We start from the raw sequence: 15,530 nt of genomic DNA, 5'->3' as shown, positions 1-15,530 counted from the left end.
TAGCACAGGAACCAATCTAGGGGAAGTGCAACCCGGCGACTGTTAATGCTCGGGAGGCATCGCAAATTCACCTGCTGCAGCCCGCTTTTCCAATTTTTGATAGCGACGCCGGAACCGCGGTGCCCGCATGCGTTCTGCAACGTTTCGGCATAGCAATGCCATTAGATATGGGCGGTCCTGATCATCAAGCTTCGCAACCATCCGGCGTAGGTACGCCATGTTTGTGCGCCGCGCCCTGTAAAGCTGCCAGAACCGTTGACCGGTCAGTTTTCCAGCCCCTGCAAGAGACAGAATAGGGTAGAGGGCTTCCATCTCGATGAGCCGTGTTTGTAGAGTATCGCCCATATCTGGCAGTCTCAAACGGGTCACGTTTGATCGGGCAAACAGGGTTGCATGCATGGCATCCAGTTGCTCGCGTGGGTCGTATAGAACAAAGGCGTGGTCTGCTGCATCCAGCATTTCAGGCGCATATCCATAGCGGTCAGTGAACGAAGTGTTGCGCATTTCAACAAATCGATCGTCCCATTCTGACATCTGCGGGTCTAGTGTGGCTTGTGGTTGAATCGCCACAACTGTGGCGCCTGGGGCGGCAACTGAAAAAGCTGCTGCAGAATATCCACATGGGCCCGCACCATAGAACACCACTTTTTCGAACTCTTCAAAAAAGCCATCGTCGATCAATTGGTCAAAAAAGCCATAAACCCGATCCTCGCGGAACCAAGTGTCACCGTCAGAAACCAGACACAGATGAGACCAGCCCAAATTGCGGACCAAGTCAAACCCTAAGGGTTGGGCCTGATCAGACAGGTTTTGGATACCTTGGATGGTTTCAAATGTGACGAGAAGGGTGTTATCCTGGTCGATAAAAGTGGCAAAATGCCGATCTCCTAAAGACTGATACATGCCATGCTGTTCGGCCAGCGCGGCCATGCGTTGGCGCCACTGCTCTGGCGGTAACCCAGCCAGGCTCTCTTCCAGATTTTCCAGTCCATCCTGCATAAAAGCAATCCTCACAGCCCAGCCACGATGTGGGCCGGTTAATCAGATTCATCTCTAAGCGCAAATTGCGGCTAAATTGGGAAAAACTCGTGCAAGTTTTCCGGCTAAGCCGACTTGTTTCTATTGTCGGCCTTGCGGCCCTGCATAGCAAAATCAGTCAAAATGCGCGCTGTGGCGGGCGAAACGGGCCGTGACGGTGGGGTCATTATCAGCCGGGAGAACAGGGCGCGAAAATACTCGTCCTGCATCAATGCACGAAACCGGCTATGTCGCCAGTTTACAGCCTGTTCGTGGATTTCGGACAGCTTTGCGTCTCTCTTTAACTCATCCAGAGTAACCGCAGATAGTGGGCTATAGCGTGAAATACTGGTGTCAGTGTCGGTGTTAAAGTTTCGCTCAACCCAGTAATCCATGCCCAATGGCAGGTCCGAGCGATTGACCCGACCCCGGTCGGCCTTCACCACATAGCTCTCCATCGCGCCAAGGGCATAGTGGTTCAACTGTGCCAGTTTGAAGTTTGGGCGCCCATAATCGGAGAACAACCGCTTTGTTTTAAAGTCTGGCCCAAGTTCCCGCCCTTCGCAGTCAAACCAACGGTAGTCCCGGAGACGGGTATGGTCCGGGCTGCGCGGCCGGTGCACACCAACTTTGCTGTAGGTGCCATTGTTGCGGTACAGGGTTTTGAACATGGCGGCGCGCCAGGGCCAGTGAATGATCTCGGGTGCGCTGCGGGTGAACTGGGACGTAACAGACCTGTCCGAATAGCGAACCTGATCATTATTGCCAAACAACCGCCAGGTCAGGGTAATGGCGTCGGCTTCGGGGAGAGCATCAAGCAGGCATTGCAGGGTGCCATCACCGGTGTGAACGTTGACAAATTCATCGATATCCAGCGCAAGGATCCAATCCGCTTGCTGGACTAGTGGATGTTTACTGGCTGTTTTGAAGGCGGTGAACTGGATGCCGCGTTGGTCATACGGGCCGTCATTGCGCACATGAGTTAGTTGCCCCATGTCTTGCAGGCGGTCCAACATGGTGTCGGTGCCGTCCTGGCAATTGTTAGAAAACACAAGAAAATCCGTAAACCCGACAGCGCGGTGATGGGCCAGCCACTCGAGCAGAAAAGCGGCTTCGTTGCGGAGGGTCAAAATGGCAAGATATCGCATGGATCACTCATCTGGGCGGGCTTGCCGGGCTGGAAAACTTGCAAAGACATCGCATTGCAAAGCTGAGGCGTCAATTGTCGTGCGGATCTACGGTCAATCACCGGCACCAGTGTTGCGTATAAGACCAAAGTGCCGGCACGCGATGCTTGACCGCCGTGCAGACACGTGGCCTGTTCATCCTGGAACAGGAGAGACAGCAATGATGCAGGTACAATCGATAGATCAGGTCCAAGCAATGCTGACTGAACAGGGCTATGTCTGCGGGCGTGCACTGGCGACGGTGGTGTTTCTGTCGCTGCGGCTGGGGCGTCCTCTGTTTCTTGAGGGAGAGGCCGGTGTTGGGAAAACTGAAATTGCCAAGGCGCTGGCGGCTGGACTGAACCGCCGCCTGATCCGGTTACAATGTTACGAAGGCCTGGATGCGTCTTCGGCGGTCTATGAATGGAATTTTCCAGCCCAGATGGTGGCGATCCGCACCGCCGAAGCCGCAGGCGGAGCCAACCGGGGTGACTTGCAGGCTGAACTGTTCTCGGATGAGTTCTTGATCGAGCGCCCGCTGTTGCAAGCTATGCGCCCGGACGAGAACGGCTCTCCGGTGTTGCTGATCGATGAGCTGGATCGCACCGATGAACCGTTTGAGGCGTTTCTGTTGGAAGCTCTGTCTGACTTTCAGGTGACGATACCCGAGTTGGGCACCATAAAGGCCCCTGAACCGCCAATTGTTATCCTGACGTCGAACCGGACGCGCGAAGTGCACGATGCCTTGAAGCGCCGCTGCCTGTACCATTGGGTGGACTATCCTGATTTTGGGCGGGAGGTCGCAATCCTGCAGTCCCGTGCACCAGAGGCCAGCGCGCAACTGAGCCGTGAGGTGGTGGCTTTTGTGCAGGCCCTGCGCACCGAGGACCTGTTCAAAAAACCCGGCGTTGCAGAAACTATTGACTGGGCCAATTGCCTGCTGGCGCTGGATGTGATTGACCTGTCGCCAGAGGTGATTTCCGACACTTTAGGCGCAATTCTCAAATATCAGGACGATATAACCAAACTGCAGGGAACCGAGGCGAAACGGATCCTTGATCAGACTAGAGCCAGCCTGGAGGTGGTCTGATCCTTCATCTAGCTGAAAATATCCCGGGGGTACGGGGGCTGGCCCCCGTGGGTGAAGATGCCTGAACTCCCCCCACTCAACCTGCCCGACGAGCCAAGACTAGCGCAAAACATCACCCACTTTGCCCGTGCGCTGCGCAAGGCAGGGTTACCGATCGGGCCGGGGCGGGTGATTGATGCCGTGCAGGCTGTGGCGGCGACAGGGTTTACTTCACGCCATGATTTTTATTGGGCTTTGCACGCATGTTTTGTCACCAAACCCGAACATCGGGAGGTGTTTGGCCAGGTCTTCCGCCTTTACTGGCGCGATCCGAGGTTTCTGGAACATATGATGGCAATGTTGCTGCCTTCTGTGCGTGGGACACAGGAAGAAAAGCCCGCCAAACCGGGTGAAAAACGCGCAGCTGAGGCTTTGTTGGAGGGCACTCAACCAGATCCCGAAAACATCGCAAACGAAGAGGGCACCGAAGTTGAATTTGACGCCACGCTCACCATGTCAGCCGAGGAACGGTTGCGCACCTTGGATTTTGAACAGATGGGCACGGATGAAGTTGCCCGTGCCAAACGCATTTTGTCACAACTCAGACTGCCGGTGCAGCCCATACACTCACGCCGTTTGATGGCGGCACCGCGTGGCCCCAAACCAGATTGGCGGCGCACCCTACGAGACGCTGCCCGCCACGGCGGGGAAATCCAGACGATGGCGCGGGCCAAGCGGCGGGTACGGTGGCCCAATCTGGTGGTGATCTGCGATATCTCCGGCTCGATGAGCCAATACAGCCGTATTGTTCTGCATTTCCTGCATGCGGTGTCGAACGCCAAGGGGGCTGGCTGGGCCAGAGTTCACGGCTTCACGTTTGGCACCCGGTTGACCAATATCACCCGCCATCTGGCGCAACGGGATGTGGATGCTGCGCTGGCGGCTGCCGGGGCAGAGACGCAGGATTGGGAAGGCGGCACCCGGATTGGCGAATGTTTGCACGAATTCAACCGCGATTGGTCGCGCCGGGTTATGGGGCAGGGCGCTGTGGTTCTGCTTATCACTGATGGGCTGGACCGAGATGATCCTGATGCTCTGGCGGATGAAATGCAGCGGTTGCAATTGTCCGCCCGCCGCCTGATTTGGCTTAATCCGCTGCTGCGCTGGGAAGGGTTTGCCCCAAAGGCGCAGGGAATTCGGGCTATGTTGCCTTATGTGGACAGCTTTCGAGCTGGCCATTCGATTGCTTCGCTAGAAGATCTGGCCAAGGTGATTTCAGACCCCGGAGACAAAGGAGAAAAGGCGCGTTTGATGTCTCTTTTGTAAGGTGGATAAGGACGTAAATCTTCGAGATGTAAATTGCTCTTGAAGGCAGGCAAATAGACCAGAGGTTCTGAACGTCGTGAAAAGCCTTGCTAAATATGAATTTAGAAGATTTGACTGGCCACTTCTATATGCGACTTTGCGGGGGCAGTGGCCTGAGGCTGAAGTGAGCATAGTCGCGACCGGAGGATAGTATGACACAAGCAGAAAACCGCTTTGAGAACGCACCGGAAACCGCGCTTGATTGGTATCGCGCTGGGCAGGGGGCAGTGTTGGCGACAGTTGTGCAAACCTGGGGGTCTGCGCCGCGGCGCACCGGTTCAATGTTGGTGATCCGCAGGGATGGACACTTTGAAGGATCCGTTTCGGGGGGGTGTGTCGAAGGCGCGGTGGTTCTTGAAGCTCAAGATGCGCTAAAGAACAAAGAGCACCGAGTGCTGGAATATGGAATCAGTGATGAGGATGCCTTTGCTGTTGGTCTGGCCTGTGGCGGCACCATAAAGGTGCTGTTAGAGCCGGTGGGATCGGCCTTGCCGCTGGATTTACTGGAACAAATGGTTGCAGCGCGGACTGGGCGTCAGGCGCTGGCCTATGAGGTGAACCTTGAAAGTGGTGTGCGCCGATTGCTGCACAGTGGTTATCCTGACCGGATGCGGATGGATCGCTCGGGGATGGAAGAGGATGATGAAACCTTTGTGGCAGTGCATAATCCGCCCCTGCGACTGATCTGTGTGGGAGCGGTTCATATCGCGCAGGCATTGGTGCCGATGGCGCGGATTGCGGGCTATGATCCGGTGCTGATTGACCCGCGCGAGGCCTTTGCTGCGGGCGACAGGTTTCCCGGCGAGACTATACTGGACGACTGGCCAGACGAGGCTGTGGAAAAGCTTGGGTTGGATGCCCGTACTGCGCTGGTCCTGCTCACCCATGATCCTAAGCTGGATGATCCGGCGCTGCAGGCAGCCTTGGCGGCAGAATGTTTCTATATTGGTGCGCTGGGCTCCAAGCGCACTCATTCCCAGCGGGTTGAGCGGATGTTGGCGGCTGGGTTCAGTGACCAACAAATTGGCAGAATTCACGGCCCGATTGGTTTGGATATCGGCGCTGCCGGGCCTGCTGAAATCGCAGTTTCGATACTGGCGGAAATGACGGCGGTTTTGCGGGGTAAGGCAGAATGAAATTTGGTTCGGTGCCTTTGGCACAGGCTGAAGGCGCAATCTTGGCTCATTCGTTACGTGTGCAGAATCACAAAATCGCCAAAGGGACAACGCTGACTGCTGCTGATTTGGCCCGTTTGGACTTGGCCGGGTTTGAAGAGGTTACAGTGGCGCGCTTAGAGCCCGGCGATATTCATGAAAATGACGCTGCGCTGACATTGGCAAAAATTCTGGTGCCCGATCCTCAGGCGCAACGGATACGGTTATCAGGCGCGGGGGCTGGGCGGGTCAATCTTATCGCCGAAACCAGTGGAATTGTGCAGCTGGACCCAAAACGGCTGCAAGTGGTGAATGATGTTGATCCGATGATTTCAATCGCCACAGTTCCCGAATGGCACCGGGTGGATGCTGATGGGATGATCGCGACGATCAAGATCATTTCCTACGCTGTGCCGAATACAGCTTTGGAAAAGGCTGGCGCCGGGGCTGGAGGGGCGCTGTCAGTGCGTGCACCAGTATATAGCAGCGCAACTTTGATCGAAACGCGGGTGATTGCTGACATACCATCGGATAAGGGCCGGGCAGCAATAGCAGGGCGATTGCACCGAATGGGATTGGATTTGACGCCACGGGTGGTGGTGCCGCACAAAGAGGCGGACTTGAACCAGGCAATATCCGCGGCGACGGGTGATCTTGTTCTGATACTTACCGGTTCGGCCACATCGGACCCAATGGATGTTGCGCCGCAGGCGCTGCGTCAAGCAGGCGGCGAGCTGATCCGTTTCGGCATGCCGGTAGATCCTGGCAATTTGTTGTTTTTAGGCGCTTTGGGGGACAGGCCTGTGATTGGCCTTCCTGGATGTGCGCGCTCACCCGCACTGAATGGTGCGGATTGGATCTTGGAGCGGGTGATTTGCGGAATAGAGGTGACCAGCCGCGACATAGCTGCGCTTGGAGTTGGTGGCCTGCTCAAGGAAATACCGACGCGTCCAATGCTGCGTCGCAGCGGTACCTGATGATTGGACAGGCGGAGTTGCTCCTACTTTAGTCTAGGTCTGATAAATAGTTATTTCAATATTATCAGTATCTTATGACCCTTGCGTGGCGTTGTTCTGCTTTGGGGTGACCTTGGGGGCTCTCAAATCGCTTCGCAGATGACCCATCCCGTGCTTAACTCGTCCTCAGCCAACAATAATAGCTAAGGGAGGGGTTCATGGCGAAGGTCTCAATGACCGTGAACGGTAAAGCTGCGAGTGCAGAGGTCGAGGGGCGTACGCTTCTTGTCTCGTTTTTGCGTGAGGAGCTAGGTCTGACGGGGTCGCATGTCGGATGTGATACCAGTCAATGCGGTGCCTGCGTGGTACATGTGGATGGCAAGGCGGTGAAAAGCTGCACCATGCTGGCGCTTGAAGCCGAAGGGGCTGAGGTAGCAACCATCGAAGGTCAGGCCGCTGAGGATGGTACGCTTAACACGATACAGGCGGCATTTCAGGAACATCACGGCTTGCAGTGCGGTTTTTGCACTCCGGGTATGGTGATGTCGGCGGCGGCGCTGTTGAAAGACAATCCTAAGCCATCGGAGCAGGAAATCCGCACATATCTGGAAGGCAATCTGTGCCGCTGCACCGGTTACCACAACATCGTAAAATCGATCATGGCAGCCAGTGGGCAGGATGTATCCGCTCTGGCAGCTGAGTGACGACGCAGCGAACAATGGCACAAGGTGCGTGATGAACACGCACCCTACACAGGGCGCTTGGCACATTATGGCTTGGCCCAAATCCAGCAGAGCTGTGAGATGTAGGGTGAGTGCTTGCACGCACCACTCAGGGAGGAGATTAAAACATGCCCAAAGATAGTGGCATCGGCGCCAGCCCAAAGCGGCGCGAAGACGTGCGGTTTCTGACAGGAAACGGCAATTACACAGATGACATCAACGCACATGGCCAAGCCTATGTGCATTTTCTGCGCTCAGATATCGCGCATGGGACGCTGAACAGTGTTGATACAACTGCCGCTGCAGCAATGCCCGGCGTTGTGCGGATTTTCACCGCGGCTGATTTTGAAGGTGTTGGCGGGGTTCCTTGTGGTTGGGAAATTACTGACCGTCACGGCAACGCAATGCAGGAACCCAAGCATCCGGTTTTAGCCGAAGGTAAAGTCCGCCATGTTGGTGAGCCAATTGCTGCGGTGATAGCTGAGAGTCTGGAACAGGCTCGGGATGCGGCCGAGGCAATTGACCTGGATATCGAAGAGCTTCCGGCTGTTGTTGATATGAAGGCCGCTGTGGCTGAAGGTTCGGTCAAGGTTCATGACGATCTGACCTCGAACCTGTGCTATGACTGGGGGTTTGTCGAAGAAAACCGTGAGGCTGTAAATCAGGCGTTCCAGGATGCAGCACATGTTACGTCGCTGGAGCTGGTTAACAACCGTCTGGTGGCCAACCCGATGGAACCTCGGGTCGCGATCGGCGAATACAACCGATCAACCGATGACAGCAAGCTGTACACTACAAGCCAAAACCCACATGTGATCCGGCTGCTGATGGGGGCCTTTGTTCTGGGCATTCCTGAGCATAAGCTGCAAGTTGTTTCCCCGGACGTTGGCGGTGGTTTTGGCACCAAGATTTTCCACTATGCAGAAGAGGCATTTTGTACGTTTGCTGCCAAGGCCTGTAATCGGCCGGTAAAGTGGACATCGTCACGCTCCGAAGCCTTTATGTCGGATGCACATGGGCGTGATCACGTTACCAAGATCGAACTGGCATTGGACGCGGACAACAACTTTACCGCCCTGCGCACGGATACCTATGCAAATATGGGTGCCTACCTGTCGACATTTGCGCCCTCTGTCCCGACTTGGCTGCACGGCACTTTAATGGCGGGCAACTATAAGACACCGCTGATTTATGTGAATGTCAAAGCGGTGTTCACCAACACAGTGCCAGTGGATGCCTATCGTGGCGCTGGGCGCCCCGAGGCGACGTTCCAGCTAGAGCGGGTGGTAGACAAAGCTGCGCGTGAGTTGGGGGTTGACCCAATCGCGTTGCGGCGGCAAAATTTTATCACCGAATTCCCTTATGCCACGCCAGTAGCGGTGGAATACGACACCGGTGATTACCATGCCACCATGGACAAGCTAACCGAGATTGCTGATCTTTCGGGGTTCGATGCACGCCGAAAGGCGAGTGTCGCCAACGGAAAACTGCGTGGACTTGGGGTCAACTGCTACATCGAGGCCTGCGGCATTGCGCCCAGCAACCTTGTTGGGCAGCTTGGTGCCCGGGCTGGACTGTATGAAAGTGCAACCGTGCGGGTGAATGCCACGGGTGGTCTAGTGGTGATGACTGGGTCTCACAGTCACGGGCAGGGACACGAGACATCCTTCCCTCAGGTGATTGCTGACATGATTGGCATCGACGAGGGCATGATCGAGATTGTTCATGGGGATACCTCCAAAGTGCCGATGGGCATGGGCACCTATGGCTCGCGTTCGCTGGCCGTTGGGGGCTCTGCAATGGTCAGGGCAACCGAGAAAATCATTGCTAAGGCCAAGAAGATCGCCGCGCATTTGATGGAGGCCGCTGATGCAGATATCGAGCTGAAGGACGGAGAGTTCTCGGTTGCGGGCACCGATAAGTCTGTTGCCTGGGGTGATGTCACGCTGGCAGCCTATGTGCCGCATAACTACCCTCTGGAAGACATTGAACCGGGCTTGGAGGAGACCGCGTTTTATGATCCGGCTAACTTTACCTATCCGTCGGGGGCGTACGCCTGCGAGGTGGAGGTGGACCCCGATACCGGCAAGGTCAGCATCGAGCGTTTCTCGGCTGCGGATGACTTTGGCAATATCGTCAACCCGATGATTGTTGATGGTCAGGTTCATGGCGGCATTGGTCAGGGCATTGGCCAGGCGCTACTAGAGGGCTGTGTCTATGATGAGGATGGTCAGTTGTTGAGCGCGTCCTTTATGGATTATGCAATGCCGCGGGCCGATGATGTACCGTTCTATTCGGTAGATCATTCCTGTCAAACGCCCTGCACCCATAACCCACTAGGGGTTAAAGGCTGTGGCGAGGCGGGGGCCATTGGATCACCGCCTTCGGTAGTCAATGCGGTGGTGGATGCGTTGCAATCCGCTGGCAAAACGGACGTGACTCATATCGACATGCCGCTGAGCCCAGGGCGGATATGGGCCGCCTTGAACAGCTGAACTGAAACAACCGAGAGCGCCGGGGGCCAGCCCCCGGACCCCCGGGATATTTTTAGCCAGATGAAGCTGGGGTAGGTAGAGACCCAGGTTGTCTGAGGAAGGAAGCGAAATGTATAATTTCGAGTTTGAGAAGCCTTCGACGGTTGCTGACGCGGTTGCGGCGCTGGCAGGTGATGAAGCGCAGGCGCTGGGAGGAGGTCAAACACTGATCCCAACCATGAAACAGCGTCTGGCCAGCCCGTCAAAGTTGGTGAGTCTGAGTGGCATTGCAGAGATGCAGGGGGTGCAACGAGAGGGTGCCTCATTGACCGTTGGCGGCGCCGTCAGCCATGCCGATGTCGCTGCGCAGGCTACCGATTATCCGGCACTGGCAGAGATGGCTGGTCATATTGGTGATCCGGCGGTGCGCAATCGGGGAACAATTGGCGGGTCACTCGCGAACAATGATCCGTCGGCGGATTATCCTGCTGCGGCACTGGCCTCGGCTGCGACGGTTGTTACCAATGCGCGCGAAATTGCCGCCGATGACTATTTTCAGGGCATGTTCGACACGGCACTGGAAGATGGTGAAATCATCACGGGAGTTAAGTTTTCTGTTCCGCAAGCCGCGAATTATCAGAAATTTGTGCAGCCAGCCTCGCGCTTTGCGTTGGTTGGGGTGTTTGTTGCGAAACACGCCGATGGAGTGCGGGTGGCGGTGACCGGCGCATCTGAAGAGGGCGTGTTCCGTTGGAGCGAGGCCGAGGCTGCGCTGGATGCCGACTTCTCGGCGGATGCGATTGCCGGGCTTACGCTGGACCCGTCTGATATGATCGGAGATTTGCACGGCACCAAAGAGTATCGCGCGCATCTGGTTGGTGTCATGACCAAGCGGGCGGTCGCTGCGGCGGCTTGATGCTTGGGCCTTTTTAGCGAAGTGCGGCCTCAGGTGTTCCTGAGGCCGTTTTCATTTGTGGTGGTTCGTTTACGAAGAAGGCAAGTTGCGTGGGTCAAAGGCGCACCATTCGCTAGCTCTTTGCAGGCTTTCGGCAAATCCGGACGGAGAGAATTTGCCGTAGAGCCAGACCTCACCCTTAGCTGAGCGGTCAAACATCACCTCGATCGAGGTTTTTGAATTCAGGATCGACGTGATCATGTCTGGCACCATGCCATCGGTCATGTGGGCACCATAACCGCCCGCTCCCTCGTGGGTGAACATCTCGTCTCCCAGCCAACTCTCTTGGCCATCAAAGGCCAGTACCGCAAAATCATCCTCATCCCAGGGGGCAGTGGTTTCGCCCGGCCAGGGGTGGTAGTCATAGCCAAAACCAGAACTGTATCCTTGATTGTGGAACGTGAAAACCAAGGCACCGGATGTGTCGCGCGCAGCACGTTGGGTAAAGACATGACAGGCATGGCCAACCTTGGCCGCGGCCCAATCACCGCTTTCGAAAATGGCAGCTGAGGCATTGGAGGCGAGAAGAAGGCTTGTAGAGCAAAGAAGAGCCGAGAGTTTCATAAACGATGTCCTGTTTAAAATTCGAACGGATCATAGCGGCGTAGCAAAAACGCGCCAGTTGAGTACATTTGCTAGAGATCAACAATTAATATTGGGTTGTACTGGGCGGGTTTGGGAGACTGCTCAAAATGAAAACGCCCCCGCGCCGGATGGCAGCGAGGGCATTTAAAATTCTAACAGTAGTTAGCTGCTTACTTAGGCAGAGGACCAATCAGCATAATCATCTGACGGCCTTCCATTTTCGGCATGTTTTCGACCTTACCGTGATCTTTGATATCAACGGCTACACGCTCTAGCAGTTCACGTCCCAGGTTCTGGTGCGCCATTTCGCGGCCACGAAAGCGCAGAGTGATTTTCACTTTGTCGCCGTTTTCCAGAAACTTGTAAACGTTGCGCATTTTGACGCCGTAATCATGGATATCAGTATTGGGTCGAAACTTGACCTCTTTGATCTCGATGATTTTTTGCTTCTTGCGCGCTTCGCTTTCCCGCTTTTGCTGTTCATACTTGAACTTGCCGAAGTCCATGATTTTACACACAGGCGGATTGGCGTTGGGCGAGATTTCAACCAGATCCAGGCCGGCCTCTTGCGCCATAAGCATGGCTTTGGCTGGTGTCACCACACCGACGTTGTCGCCATCGGCGCCAATCAGGCGAAGGTCACTACCACGAATTTTTTCGTTGACGCGCGGGCCGGTGTCGCGTTGCGGCGGCGCATTGTGGGGTCTGCGGGCTATGACGGGAATCCTTCTGTCATTGCGTGAATTTACCTGAAAAGTAACGCTCTCGCGCATGTGATTCAAGCTGTTTGCTTCGTATGACCGGGGAGAATGAGGTTTTCAAGGCATCATTCCGACAATGTGGAGGAGAAGTTCGCCAGAATAGGCAGTTTTGTTGGTTTTTACGGTCGAAAACGCATCGGCCAAGATTAGCCGCTGAGGTGTCGGGGCGTTTTTTCCCCCTTGAGGTGTTCAGTGCACAGGACCATTTCGCAGCTCATACATGTTGAGTGAATTTTTTGCGCTCAAGCAACGATACTATCAAGGAGATTGAGATATGAAACCTGCAGTGATTGCGCTGGGTATTGGGGCTGCCGCTATTGGTGGCTACGTTTATTACACTAACATGGACCTGCCGACAGAGGTTGTTGAACAGGCGGATACGGCCCCGGCCGCAGAGGCCGTTGAGCAGGACACTACTACTGCTGAACCAGGCGTTTTGGACCAAGTAACTGAAGCCGCTGAAGACGCCGCTGCAAGTGCCACCGAGGCCGCAAACGACGCAGTGGAAGCAGCAACAGACGCTGCGGAACAAGCGACTGAGGCCGCCACTGACGCAGTTGAAGCAACCGCAGAGGCGGTTGAAAGCGCAGCCGATGCAGCGCAAGAGGCGGCGGAGGACGCTGTTGAAGCCGCAACTGAAGTAGGTGCCGAAGCCGCTGCTGTAGCTGAAGAGGCCGCAGGTGCTGCGAGCGATACAGCCACCGCAGTAACCGAGACTGCAACTGAAGCAGCAAGCGACGCTGCTGAGCAAGCCGGTGAGGCCGCATCAAGCGCAGTCGAAACGGCGACTGAAACTGCAACTGCCGCAACCGAAGCAGCCAGTGAGGCTGCGACTTCCGCCATGGACGCAGCCGCAGGCCTGTTGACCGCTGAGGGGTTTGACTTTGATAAGGTTGTCGAGCTGATTTCTGGCTCATCGCTGGACGAGGCCAATAAATTGATGCTGACCACAGCCGTAACACAGGCCAAGGACAATCCAGAGCTACTGGGTGTTGCGTTGGATCAGGTTAAATCTGCCTTGGGCCTGTAAACCCCTTACCCAAATACAAAAGGGCACCCTCTGATACAGAGAGTGCCCTTTTTTGCATTCGCTCAGATTTGGTCTTAATCTAGGAAGGCTTTTTCAACCACATATTGTGCAGGCTTGGAGTTTGCACCTTCTTCTAAACCGTAGCCTTCGAGCATGTCCTTGATTTCAAGGTTAAAGGCCAGGTTGCCGCAGACCATGGCACGGTCGCTGTCGGGGTTGATCGGATCAACACCGAGATCGGTAAAGGCCTCGCCTGAGCGCATCAGGTCAGTGATGCGGCCCATCTTGGGGCTCTCTTCACGGGTGGTTGTCGGATAGTAGCGGATCTTGTTCAGGTTCTCTTCGCCCAGCAGTTCGATCATCATCTCGTCCTGCTTGAGGTTTTCAATCAGCTCGGCGCCATAGGTCAGCTCGCCCGCGGTGCGGCAGGTGTGAGTGATGATGACCTCGTCATAATCTTCGTAGGTTTGTGGGTCGCGCAGCAGCGAGGCAAAAGGCGCAAAGCCGGTGCCAGTCGCAAAGAACCAGATCCGTTTGCCGGGGATTAGGGCGTCATGCACCAGGGTGCCGACGGGTTTTGGGCGCAGGATGATTTCATCGCCGACTTGGATGTGCTGCAGGCGTGAGGTTAGCGGACCATCCTGAACCTTGATCGAGTAAAACTCCAATTCGTCATCCCAGCTGGGCGAAGCAATGGAATAGGCGCGCAGCAGTGGTTTTTGCTTGCCGGTTTTTGGGTTCACATCGCCCATCAGGCCAATCATCACAAACTCGCCCGAGCGAAAGCGCATCGAGGCTGGGCGGGTGACCCGGAAGGAGAATAACTTGTCCGTCCAGTGCTTGACCGCAGTGACGGTCTGGGCGTCGGGAAGGGTCGGAACGGCTTTTACGGGTTCGGCATTTGTGGCGGCATCGGTCACAGGGGTTATCTCGTTCATCGGTTACACTGCCGACTGCATAGTCGACACCTCTGATTAATCATTGATATGGGTCAGGAAAAGGATTTGTTTTGCAAGTTTCCGGCCCCGCAGTGGTTTCGGGGCCGGAACTGCAAATGTCCTGACAGTAAAAGCTGGTTTAAGCAGCGGCGGGAGAGCCCCCACGCATACGGGCCTGATAGTCGTTTTGTTGCCAGTTGGCACGGGCCAGCCATTGGTTTTCAGGCTGGCGCGCGGCCAGTTCATCGCTGATCTCAACGTCATCAAACCCGGAACGGCGCGCCATGGCGTATTGGTCGGCGATCAGATGGCCGGTGGCACGCAGGTGCCCCTTGTAACCTGACAAACGGAGGTGGCGCGCAATGGTGAATCCACGACCGTCCGCAAAACTTGGGAAGGCAATGCGGATCATCTGCACCTGCGCAGCAAGGCGTTCGGAAAGCTGCACCGGATCAGTGTCTGAAGGAAGGTCGAGCGCGGTGTCACCTTCGTAGCCCAAAGTCCAGGTGTCAGGGCCAAAGCCCGTGTCGGTTATGATCACAGTCATGAATTTGCTCCTGTGCGAATAAATTGCCCATCCACGACGTGGATGCCGCACTCTTCTTTGCTTTGGTTCCGCCAGCGGCCAGCGCGAGGATCTTCGCCTTCTTGTACCGGGGAGGTGCAGGGAGCACAGCCGATGGAAGGATATCCCTTGGCCACCAATGGATGGCGGGGCAGGCGGTTTTCGTCCATGTAGACACGCACGTCTTCGGGTGCCCAATGCGCGAGTGGGTTGATCTTGATACGACCCGTTGGCCCGTTCTCAGTGTCTTCGATCTCAAAAAAGTCCAGCGCAGCCCGGCTGCCAGCCTGAAAGCGTTTGCGACCGGTGATCCAGCCGTCATAACCTTCAAGTGCATTTTGGAGCGGTGCGGTTTTCCGCAGCGCACAGCAGGCATCCGTGTCACTAAAACGCAGAGCGCCATAGGGATCTTTTTCTGCGATATCCTTGGCTCGAATGATGTGCAGGTTACGAAGCCCCAAGCGTTCTGACACTTCCTGTTGATAGACCAAGGTTTCTGTGAAGAGCAGTTCGGTGTCCACGAACAACACAGGTGTTGCTGGATCTATCACTGCAGCCATGTGAAGCAAAACTACGGATTCAGCTCCGAAACTAGAAACAAGTGCGATATTGCCTGTTTCCTGCAGGGCACCTTGCATCACTGCGGTGGCCGAGTGGTGGCGGTAGCGCGCATTCAGATCGGCTACTCGCTTTTCCAGCGTTTGCTGCTCGGCGGGTTGGTCGGGGGCCAGCCCCCGAGCCCCCGGGATATTTTTAGCTAGATGAAGCATGGG

Annotated in this window: 15 protein-coding genes; 8 read left to right on the top strand and 7 right to left on the bottom strand. The window is 55.7% G+C overall.

The window, feature by feature from the left end:
- Positions 1-42: 42 nt before the first annotated feature.
- Together FEE96_RS03900 and FEE96_RS03895 are read right to left on the bottom strand one after the other, a co-directional pair.
- A complete protein-coding gene (locus tag FEE96_RS03900) occupies positions 43-999 on the bottom strand; it encodes a phosphoadenosine phosphosulfate reductase (RefSeq protein WP_138161714.1) in 957 nt (318 codons plus the stop codon).
- A 104-nt stretch (positions 1,000-1,103) separates the two neighbouring features.
- Positions 1,104-2,165 (bottom strand): glycosyltransferase family 2 protein, encoded by a 1,062-nt coding sequence (locus FEE96_RS03895; RefSeq protein ID WP_138161713.1) that lies wholly within the window; start codon positions 2,163-2,165, stop codon positions 1,104-1,106.
- A 199-nt stretch (positions 2,166-2,364) separates the two neighbouring features.
- On the opposite strand from FEE96_RS03895, the gene FEE96_RS03890 reads away from it, so the two are divergent.
- The 7 genes from FEE96_RS03890 (at position 2,365) to FEE96_RS03860 (ending at position 10,839) form a co-directional block, all read left to right on the top strand.
- A complete protein-coding gene (locus tag FEE96_RS03890) occupies positions 2,365-3,273 on the top strand; it encodes an AAA family ATPase (protein ID WP_138161712.1) in 909 nt (302 codons plus the stop codon).
- Positions 3,274-3,330: 57 nt separating this feature from the next.
- Positions 3,331-4,578 (top strand): vWA domain-containing protein, encoded by a 1,248-nt coding sequence (locus FEE96_RS03885; protein ID WP_138161711.1) that lies wholly within the window; start codon positions 3,331-3,333, stop codon positions 4,576-4,578.
- Positions 4,579-4,769: 191 nt separating this feature from the next.
- Positions 4,770-5,753: an XdhC family protein gene (locus FEE96_RS03880; protein WP_138161710.1), complete on the top strand. Its 984-nt coding sequence runs from the start codon at positions 4,770-4,772 to the stop codon at positions 5,751-5,753.
- On the top strand, positions 5,750-6,748 hold the full coding sequence (locus FEE96_RS03875) for a molybdopterin-binding protein (RefSeq protein WP_138161709.1): 999 nt from the start codon (positions 5,750-5,752) through the stop codon (positions 6,746-6,748). Before FEE96_RS03880 ends, FEE96_RS03875 begins: the two co-directional genes overlap by 4 nt.
- 197 nt (positions 6,749-6,945) lie before the next feature.
- The gene (locus tag FEE96_RS03870) at positions 6,946-7,431 is read left to right on the top strand and encodes a (2Fe-2S)-binding protein (protein WP_138161708.1); all 486 of its coding nucleotides are present in this window, start codon (positions 6,946-6,948) and stop codon (positions 7,429-7,431) included.
- 146 nt (positions 7,432-7,577) lie between these two features.
- The gene (locus FEE96_RS03865) at positions 7,578-9,944 is read left to right on the top strand and encodes a xanthine dehydrogenase family protein molybdopterin-binding subunit (protein ID WP_138161707.1); all 2,367 of its coding nucleotides are present in this window, start codon (positions 7,578-7,580) and stop codon (positions 9,942-9,944) included.
- A gap of 109 nt (positions 9,945-10,053) precedes the next feature.
- Positions 10,054-10,839 (top strand): FAD binding domain-containing protein, encoded by a 786-nt coding sequence (locus FEE96_RS03860; RefSeq protein ID WP_138161706.1) that lies wholly within the window; start codon positions 10,054-10,056, stop codon positions 10,837-10,839.
- A gap of 69 nt (positions 10,840-10,908) precedes the next feature.
- On the opposite strand, the gene FEE96_RS03855 is transcribed toward FEE96_RS03860, so the two are convergent.
- Together FEE96_RS03855 and infC are read right to left on the bottom strand one after the other, a co-directional pair.
- Positions 10,909-11,442 carry a hypothetical protein gene (locus tag FEE96_RS03855; protein WP_138161705.1) on the bottom strand — a complete coding sequence of 178 codons (534 nt, stop codon included), beginning with the start codon at positions 11,440-11,442 and terminating at the stop codon, positions 10,909-10,911.
- 191 nt (positions 11,443-11,633) lie between these two features.
- The gene (gene infC / locus FEE96_RS03850) at positions 11,634-12,236 is read right to left on the bottom strand and encodes a translation initiation factor IF-3 (RefSeq protein ID WP_138161704.1); all 603 of its coding nucleotides are present in this window, start codon (positions 12,234-12,236) and stop codon (positions 11,634-11,636) included.
- A gap of 262 nt (positions 12,237-12,498) precedes the next feature.
- On the opposite strand from infC, the gene FEE96_RS03845 reads away from it, so the two are divergent.
- Complete coding sequence (locus tag FEE96_RS03845) at positions 12,499-13,254, top strand: translation initiation factor 3 (protein WP_138161703.1); 756 nt, start codon at positions 12,499-12,501, stop codon at positions 13,252-13,254.
- A 74-nt stretch (positions 13,255-13,328) separates the two neighbouring features.
- Here FEE96_RS03845 and FEE96_RS03840 read toward each other — a convergent pair whose 3' ends face one another.
- The 3 genes from FEE96_RS03840 to FEE96_RS03830 form a co-directional block, all read right to left on the bottom strand.
- A complete protein-coding gene (locus FEE96_RS03840) occupies positions 13,329-14,192 on the bottom strand; it encodes a ferredoxin--NADP reductase (protein ID WP_138161702.1) in 864 nt (287 codons plus the stop codon).
- A gap of 139 nt (positions 14,193-14,331) precedes the next feature.
- A complete protein-coding gene (locus FEE96_RS03835) occupies positions 14,332-14,739 on the bottom strand; it encodes a DUF934 domain-containing protein (RefSeq protein WP_138161701.1) in 408 nt (135 codons plus the stop codon).
- On the bottom strand, positions 14,736-15,527 hold the full coding sequence (locus tag FEE96_RS03830; RefSeq protein WP_138161700.1) for a phosphoadenylyl-sulfate reductase: 792 nt from the start codon (positions 15,525-15,527) through the stop codon (positions 14,736-14,738). The genes FEE96_RS03835 and FEE96_RS03830 overlap by 4 nt, the downstream gene beginning before the upstream one ends.
- Positions 15,528-15,530 lie beyond the last annotated feature (3 nt).

This window comes from Parasedimentitalea maritima, assembly GCF_005771405.1.
Taxonomy (GTDB): domain Bacteria; phylum Pseudomonadota; class Alphaproteobacteria; order Rhodobacterales; family Rhodobacteraceae; genus Parasedimentitalea; species Parasedimentitalea maritima.
This window is presented reverse-complemented; position numbering and strand designations above follow the sequence as displayed.